The sequence below is a fragment of the Phenylobacterium sp. genome (assembly GCF_035276905.1).
Taxonomy (GTDB): Bacteria; Pseudomonadota; Alphaproteobacteria; order Caulobacterales; family Caulobacteraceae; genus Phenylobacterium.
The window spans coordinates 1-8,469 of the sequence record NZ_DATELG010000037.1; the positions used below are offsets into that span (position 1 = coordinate 1).

At 70.0% G+C, this 8,469-nt stretch carries 6 protein-coding genes; 4 read left to right on the forward strand and 2 right to left on the reverse strand.

Annotated elements, in window-relative coordinates; all coding sequences use genetic code 11:
• On the reverse strand, positions 1-782 hold a 782-nt coding region (locus tag VJS38_RS01280; RefSeq protein ID WP_324086342.1), incomplete at its 3' end, for an outer membrane protein.
• Positions 783-1,390: 608 nt separating this feature from the next.
• On the opposite strand from VJS38_RS01280, the gene VJS38_RS01285 reads away from it, so the two are divergent.
• The 4 genes from VJS38_RS01285 to VJS38_RS01300 all read left to right on the forward strand — a co-directional run bounded on the left by VJS38_RS01285 (position 1,391) and on the right by VJS38_RS01300 (position 6,885).
• On the forward strand, positions 1,391-1,804 hold the full coding sequence (locus VJS38_RS01285) for a DUF2946 family protein (RefSeq protein WP_324086344.1): 414 nt from the start codon (positions 1,391-1,393) through the stop codon (positions 1,802-1,804).
• Between the two features lie 66 nt (positions 1,805-1,870).
• Entirely contained in the window at positions 1,871-4,171 is a 2,301-nt protein-coding gene (locus tag VJS38_RS01290) for a TonB-dependent receptor (protein WP_324086345.1), read from the forward strand.
• 32 nt (positions 4,172-4,203) lie between these two features.
• Complete coding sequence (locus VJS38_RS01295; protein ID WP_324086346.1) at positions 4,204-4,695, forward strand: copper chaperone PCu(A)C; 492 nt, start codon at positions 4,204-4,206, stop codon at positions 4,693-4,695.
• Positions 4,696-4,809: 114 nt separating this feature from the next.
• A complete protein-coding gene (locus VJS38_RS01300) occupies positions 4,810-6,885 on the forward strand; it encodes a M13 family metallopeptidase (RefSeq protein WP_324086347.1) in 2,076 nt (691 codons plus the stop codon).
• Positions 6,886-7,420: 535 nt separating this feature from the next.
• Here VJS38_RS01300 and hisG read toward each other — a convergent pair.
• A complete protein-coding gene (gene hisG / locus VJS38_RS01305; protein ID WP_324086348.1) occupies positions 7,421-8,377 on the reverse strand; it encodes an ATP phosphoribosyltransferase in 957 nt (318 codons plus the stop codon).
• Positions 8,378-8,469: the final 92 nt, after the last annotated feature.

Here is an 8,469-nt window from a genome sequence, read left to right on the forward strand (position 1 = left end):
GGCGGAGGCGGCGGGGCGAACGAGTAGCGCACGCCGAGCGTCACCGACGAGTCGCGGACGTCGCCCTGGAAGGTGCCGGGCTGGTAGCCGCCCGGCGCGGTGCCGGCCGACGCGAAGTTCAGGTCGGAGGTGCCGAGGTAACGATAGGTCAGGTCGACGGACAGGCGATCGGTCGCATGCCACGCCACGCCGGCGATGGCCTGCCAGGCGAAGGCCGTGTCGTCGTCGTTGATGACCAGGTTCTGGATCGCCGGGTTCGTGCCGGAGATCACGCCCGGGACGTTCGACAGCTGGCCATTGGCCTTCAGCTTGACGCGCGCGGCGCCGACGCCGGCGCCGATGAAGGGGTCGATGGCCGACTGCGGCATGATGTCATAGATGACGTTCGCCATCAGGGTCCAGGCGTTCTCGCTGCCGTCCGGACCGCCGCAGGCCGGCGCGGCGGCGGAGCGGATGACGCGCGGCGAGCAGAGCGCCACGGGGCCGGGGCCGCCGCTGTTGATGACCGACTTCAGGTCGCCGTTGCGGTAGCCGAGCTCGCCTTCGATCCGCCAGTGGCTGTTCACCTGGTAGCCGAGACGGGCGAACGCGGTCCAATCGCTGTCGGCCTTGATATCGAACGAGCTGCCGCCGGAGGAGTTGAACTCGGAGGTTTCCGGCCAGTGGTAGCCAGCGTCGACGGCGCCATACCAACCGACTGGATTGTAGTCGGTCTGTGCGGCGGCGCCCGAGGCGGCGAAGATCGCTGCCAGGGCTGCGCCCGTCAGGAGTTTGAACTTCATTCTCAGAGCCCTCTCGTTGCCCTCAATGCTGCGGCCAATTGACCCAGCACGCTTATAACAAGGCCGACTGTTTGCGTAAGTGTCACCGAAGCCACACTCCGAACGCAAATTTCGCCGACCAGACGAACCCAAGCCAGGACGCTATGTGAACATAGCCCCGGAAATCAACTTCCAGGGGAGGACCAGCACCTCCGTATGAACGAAACCGACGCGCTTGGCTTGCGCCGGTAGATCAGGGGCTTCCTCACGTCTCTTGGGAACAACTTGGCGCGGCCGAATCGCTGGTGACCGCACCTCGTCCGATAGACTGGCATTTTCTTGTAAAGAGACAAGGTTGACGCAGATCTCTCCAGGCGGCGAAGGCCCCCTCCAAGGGCGCCTCGATCCCCAACCTGGACGTGTCCACGCTCGCCATCGCACCCGTTCCGGAACCCAGTCGCAGCGGCCAAAACGCCCACAGCGACGCTTTAGTTCCCCGCCCGGCCGTGCACGGATGATGTTTTCCTGCCCCATTTCGGGCGCCGGTCGGGCAGCTGAGCCTTGAGGCAAAGGCGCATGGCGACGCTGGCCGCTTGCCTCGGGGCGTTTAGGCGTTAGACAGCCCGCCCATGCGGCGCGGGCGCGACAGCAAAGGTCGAACCGGCGGGCGAGCGCTTGTCGCCGCCTGGGTGGGCGTGCTCGCCCTGCTCGTCCAGGCGCTGCTGCCCGCCGCCGCGATGGCCGCCCAGGCCGGGACGGCCCGCGGCGAACGGATCGTCGTCTGCACGCTCGCAGGCGCGCGGACCGTCGTCGTCGGCGAGCCCGACAAGAGCAGCCTGGCGAAGCACGGCAAGGGCTTCGCCGGCCTGCCGTGCCACGACTGCCTGGCGGCGGCCACCGCCGCGCTGCCGACGCCGGAGCCGGTCATCGAGCCGGCCAGCTTCACGATCTCCCAAGGCGAGCACGCGCCCGAACGCAGCTGGGCGCCGCGGCTCGCCCGCGGCCCGCCCCGGCCGCCCGGCCAAGGTCCGCCACAGTCCTGAACGCAGCGCTTTAAGCCCGCGCCGGCTCGCGCCGGCGCGCCCGATCGTTCGTTCAGGATTCTCGCAATGTCAGCCTTCTTCCGGGCGCTGGGCCCGGCCGCCTTCCTCGGCGTTTGCCTCGCGCCGCATTCCGCCCTCGCCGACGAGCTCGACGCCGCGCCCGTCGGCCCGGTCGTCGTCACCGGCCACGCCGGCGAGGACTTCCTTGCCATCGCCACCCAGACGGTCCGGGCCGAGGAGATCGCCCGCACCGTCAACGCCGTGACCGTCGAGGACACGGTCCGCTACCTGCCCAACCTGTTCGTCCGGCGCCGGCACATCGGCGACACCCAGGCGCCGGTGACGACGCGCACCTCCGGCGTCGGCTCCTCGGCGCGCAGCCTGGTCTACACCGACGGGGTGCTGCTCTCGGCCCTGATCGGCAACAACAACTCCAACGCCTCGCCGCGCTGGAGCATGGTCGCGCCGGCGGAGGTCGAGCAGGTGCAGGTCGCCTACGGCCCGTTCTCGGCCGCCTATCCGGGCAACTCGATCGGCGCGGTGATCGCCATCACCACCCACACGCCCGCCCGGTTCGAGGCCGACGCCGGCGTCACCTACGCCAGCCAGAGCTTCAAGCAGTACGGGGTGAAGGACACCTATCCCAGCTACACCGTCCAGGCCGACGCCGGCGACCGCCGCGGACCGGTCTGGTGGCGGCTGAGCTACGCGCACATCGACACCCGGAGCCAGCCGCTGAGCTACGTCACCGCCACGCCGCTGCCGCAGCCGGCCGCCTCGGCCACGACCGTCACCGGCGGGTTCAACGACCTCAACCGCACCGGCCAGCCGATCGCGGTGATCGGCGCGGGCGGCCTGGAGCATCAGCGCCAGGACCTCGCCAAGCTCAAGCTGGGCTGGGACATCACGCCCAGGCTGCAGGCGAGCTGGCTGCTCGGCTACTTCGGCCAGAGCGACGACGCCCACGTCACCAGCTTCCTGCGCGACGCCTCCGGCGCGCCGGTCTACGCCGGGACGGTGAGCCTGAACGGGGCCAGCTACAAGCTCGCGCCCAGCGCCTTCACAGGCGGGCTCTACAGCCTGGATCAGGCGCACTGGATGCAGGCGCTTCGCTTCGCCGGCCAACCGTCGCCCGCCTTCAGCTGGAAGGCGGCCGCCAGCCTCTACGACTACCACCGCGACCGCCAGCGCTCGCCCGACGCCCTGCCCGCAGGCCTCACCGGCGGCTCCGGCGCGATCCTCGACATGGGCGGCACGGGCTGGAAGACCCTGGACCTGGAGGGCGACTGGCGGCCCGGCGGCGAGGCCGCCGCCCACGCCCTGCGCGCCGGCGCGCACTACGACCGCTACGAGCTGCAGAGCCGCAAGTTCGCCGCCGCCGACTGGATCTTAGGCGACGAGGGCGCGCCGAGGAGCGCCTCGCTCGGCAGGACCGAAACCTCTGCGTTCTGGCTGGAGGACCGCATCCGGCTGGCGCCGCCGCTCGACCTCACGCTCGGCGCACGGCTGGAGCACTGGCGCGCGTTCGACGGGCGGAACTGGTCCGCCACCCCGGCGCTCGACGTCAGCCAGCCGGAGCGGTCCCGCACCGCCCTTTCGCCGAAGGTCGTGCTCGCCTGGCGGGACGCCGGCTGGCGAGCGTCGGCCTCGGCCGGCGTGGCCTACCGCTTTCCCACCGTGACAGAGCTCTACCAGCAGGTCACCGTCGGCCCCGACCTGCGCTCGCCCGACCCCAACCTTACCCCCGAGCGGGCGATCTCGACGGAGCTGTCCGTGGCGCGCGACTTCGGGCCGGCGCGGCGCGACACCGTGCGGCTGTCGGTCGTCACCGAGGACGTCGCCAATGCGCTGATCTCGCAGAGCACGTCGCTGGGGGGCTCGGCCCCGGTAAGCTTCGTGCAGAACATCGACAAGGTCCGGTCCCAGGGCGCGGAGCTGGTGGTCGAGGCGCACGACGTGCTGACGCCCGGCCTCGACCTCTCCGCCAGCGCGACCTACGTCTCCTCGCACATCGCCCGCGACGCCGCCCTGCCGCCGGCCGAGGGCAAGCAGACCCCGCAGATTCCGCGCTGGCGCTGGACCGCGGTGGCCACGTGGCGCGCGACGCCGCGGCTGACCCTGACGGCGGCCGCCCGCTACAGCGACCGGGTCTATGGCGCGATCGACAACAGCGACGTGGTCTCGCACACCTACCAGGGTTTCGACGGCTACTTCCTCGCCGACGCCCGCGCGGTGTTCAGGCTCAACGACCGTTGGTCCGCCGCGCTCGGCGTCGATAATCTCACCGACCGGCGCTACTACCTCTTCCACCCCTTCCCCGGGCGCACCGTGATCGCCCAACTCTCCTACGCTCTGGGAGCCGATTAACAGCCCCGGCGCTTTGCCCGACGGAGATTCCGATGAAGCTCGCCCTGCCCGCCGCCGCAGCCGCCCTGGTCCTGGTCGCGGCCCCGCTCGGCGCCGCCCGCGCCGCCGAGATCGAGGCGGTGAGGCCGTGGAGCCGGCCCGCCGCCGTCGGCGGAACTGGCGCCGGCTATGTGACCCTGGTCAACCACGGCAAGAGCGCCGACGCCCTCGTCGGCGCGGCGTCGCCCGACGCCGCCAAGGTCGAGATGCACGCCGCCCGCATGGCCGGCGGGGTGATGAAGATGACCCCCGAAGCGCAGACGCCGATCCCGGCGAACGGCCAGGTCAGCTTCGCGCCCGGCGGCCGGCACCTGATGCTGGTCGGGCTGAAGCGGCCGCTGAAGATCGGCGACAAGGTCCCGGCCACCCTGAAGTTCGCCAGCGGCGCCACGCTGAAGGTCGACTTCGTGGTGCAGGCCCAGGCGCCGGCCGCCTCTGGCCATATGCGGGGGACGGACCATATGCCCGGCATGCCGGGCATGTGAGCTCCGCGTCCCCCTGCCCCGGCCGGATACCCGAAGCCTGACAAAAATATAACGTGTGAGATCATCCGGACGCGCCAAGGTGCGCGCCGATCCGCCAGTCGAGAGACCCGCACGATGAAGACCTTCTGGCTCGCCGCCGCCGCGGCGGCCGCCCTGTCCGCCGCCGCTCCCGCGTTCGCCGAGGCGGGGGCCGCCCTTCCCGCCCAGACCGCGGGCGCCGCAAGCTCCCTCACCGAAACGCCGCGGATGGGCCCCTGGGGCTTCGACATGGCCGGTCGCGACACCTCGACACCGCCGGGCCAGGACTTCTTCAAATACGCCAACGGCCGCTATGTGCAGCAGCTGGAGATCCCGCCGGACCGCTCGCGCTACGGCGCCTTCGACCGGCTGCAGGAACTGTCGCAGAACCGTATGCGCGCGGTCCTCGAGGCGGCGGCCAACGACGCCTCCGCCAGCGGCGGGCGGGCCAAGGTCGGCGCCTTCTACCGCAGCTTCATGGACGAGCCGCGACTGGAGGCGATCGGCGTGGGGCGCCTGGCCCGCGACCTCGACAAGGTCCGGGAGATCGAGACCAAGAACGACCTCGCCCGGCTGATGGGCCGCTCGCAGCTCGGCTTCGGCGGCAGCTTCTTCGGCCCGGGGATCAGCGACGACGCCAAGGCGCCGATGCGCTACGCGGTCTACCTGGGCCAGGCGGGCCTCGGACTGCCGAACCGCGACTACTATCTGAAGCCCGAGTTCGCGCCGAAACTCGCCGCCTATCAGGCCTATGTCGCCCAGATCCTGGCCTTGGCCGGCTGGAACGACCCGCAAGGCGCCGCCAAGGCGATCGTCGCCATGGAGACCGAGATCGCCCAGGTCTCCTGGACGCTCGAAGAGCGCCGCGACGACTCCAAGACCTACAATCCGATCGCCGTCTCGGAGCTGGCCGCCTTCGCGCCCGGGTTCGACTGGAAGGCCTTCCTGGACGGCGCTGAGCTGGGTCAGGTCCAGCGGGTCGTGCTGCAGGAGAACACGGCGATCCCGAAAATCGCCGCCATCTACGCCAGGACCCCGCTGGAGACGCTGAAGGCCTGGCAGGCGTTCAGCGTCGCCGACCAGGCCGCGCCCTATCTGTCTCAGGCCTTCGACCAGGCGCACTACCAGTTCCGCGAGAAGACCCTGCAGGGCCAACCCCAGCAGCGGGCCCGCTGGAAGCGCGGGGTCAGCCTGGTCGACGCGCAGATGGGCGAGGCGCTCGGCAAGCTCTACGTCGCCCAGTACTTCCCGCCGCAGAGCAAGGAGAAGATGCTGGAGCTGGTCTCCGGCATCCGCGAGGCGATGAAGGGCCGGATCGAGAGGCTCGACTGGATGAGCCCGGACACCAAGGCCAAGGCCCTGGAGAAGCTCTCCAAGTTCAGCGTGAAGATCGGCTACCCCGACAAGTGGCGCGACTACTCGGCGCTGACGATCAAGGACGACGACCTCTACGGCAACGTCGAGCGCGCCTCGGCCTTCGAATGGAACCGCCAGGTCGCCCGCCTCGACAAGCCGGTGGACCGCACCGAGTGGGGCATGACGCCGCCGACGGTGAACGCCTACTACCAGCCGACCCGCAACGAGATCGTCTTTCCCGCCGCGATTTTGCAGCCGCCGTTCTTCGATCCCAAGGGCGACCCGGCGGTCAACTACGGCGGCATCGGCGGGGTGATCGGCCATGAGTTGACCCACGGCTTCGACGACCAGGGCCGCAAGTCCGACGGCGACGGCATGCTGACCGACTGGTGGACGCCGCAGGACGCCGCCAAGTTCGACGCCCGCGCCGCGGTGCTCGGCAAGCAGTACTCGGCCTTCGAGGTGCTACCGGGCGCCCACGTCAACGGCGGCCAGACCATGGGCGAAAACATCGCCGACCTCGGCGGCCTGTTGCTGGCGCTCGACGCCTACCACGCCTCGCTGAAGGGCCAGCCAGCGCCCGTCATCGACGGCATGACCGGCGAACAGCGGGTGTTCCTCGGCTGGGCCCAGGTCTGGCGCGGCAAGCTGCGCGAGGACCGGCTGCGCCAGCTGCTGGTGGTCGATGTGCATTCGCCGAACGAGGCCCGGGTCGACGTGCCGGTGCGCAACATCGACGCCTTTTACCAGGCCTTCGGCGTCAAGCCCGGCGATGCGATGTACGTCGCGCCCACCGATCGCGCCCGAATCTGGTGATGGATTACCTCACGTCCCTTTAGGCGGAGGGGCAGTGCGCCCACGGCGCGCTGTGTGGGGAAGCGGGATAAAGCAGCGAGGGTGTCCGCTCGCCCAAGATTTCCCCACCCCCTGCTCGCTTCGCGGTCATCGCCCTTCCTGGAAACGACGGAAGAGCGCCCGGGACATCGAATGACCTTGGCGGCGCGCCGATCCCATGACCTCCTGCCGCCACTCCCCTCAATCGCCTTACGTCCAGTTTGGGTGATTTGCGTGGTTGAATGGCTTTTTTGATATTTTTGTCAGAATTTTGCTTCAGGCAAAATTTTGGCCCGCCGCGAGGGTGAGCGGCGGGCCAAACAGAGCTTTCGCTCTAATTAAAAGGGCGTTTCCTCCCCGAAACGCCGGAGACTTCAGGCTGTGTGCGCCCTCGCGTCTCTCGCAAGAAGGAGGAAACGGCAAAATTTCCGTCGAGTCAACGGCTCCAACAACGTTGTTGGAATGATGATTTCAAAAAATCGCGTTTTCTAGCTTAAAAGACGCTGCTTTTTGACCGTCACGTCAAAGTTCGCCCGCGTAGCGCGTCGTAGGCCGGCGACACAACTTCGAAGACGAAGTCCGGACGCGAAGCGGTGACCGGGCCAAGTCCCGCGGCGGTCAGCGCCGCCGCCGCCGTCGCGACCTCGGCGGCGTCCAGCAGGAGACCGTAGGGCCGACGCGAGGCGCCCGCGGCAACCAGCGCGTCGACCACCGCGCCCTCGCACGCGTCGCCCGTCGCCGGCCAGGTCAGGGTGGCGCTGCGCAGGGCGTTGGCCCGCGCCTCCACCAGCCGCAGCAGACGCTCCGCCGCGGCCAGCCGCTTCGCGTCCCACGGGGCGGTCAGGCTGGCGGCGAGTTGCGCCTGGCTCCTCAGGATCAGGCCGTCGGCGAGCACCTTCAGCCCGTTGGCCGCGAGCGTCGCGCCGGTGGTCGTGATGTCGACCACCAGCTCCGCCGCCCCGGTCGCCGGCGCCCCCTCGGTCGCCCCGCTGGATTCGGTGATTCGGTAGTCGGCGACCCCGTGGCGGGCGAAGAAGGTGCGGGTCTGAACAAGGTACTTGGTCGCCACCCGCATCCGCCGGCCGGTCCGGGCGAGATGCTCGTGCGCCACGTCTTCCAGATCCGCCATGGTGTCGACATCGAGCCAGCTCTTCGGCGCGGCCACCACGAGGTCGGCGCGGCCGAAGCCCAGCGGCCGAAGCAGCATCACGCGCCGGTCGACGTCCGGCCCGCGCTCGCGCAGCAGATCCTCGCCGGTCACGCCGAGGTGGACCTCGCCCACGTCCAGCGCCTCGGCGATGTCGCCCGCCGACAGCAGCCGCACCTGGGCCCCGGGCAGGCCCTTCAGATCGGCGACATAGCCGCGCGCGCCGCCGCTGACGGACAGCGACAATCCGCAGTCGGACAGCCAGCCGTCGACCTGCTCCTTCAGGCGGCCCTTGGACGGAACTGCGATGATCAGTGGACCGCTCATGCCTCGCCTCCCGCGAAGGCGCGCGCCGGGCGCACCATGCAGCCGACCGCCCGCGCGCCGGCCGCGCCGCCCAGCCGGGCCAGCAGGCCGTC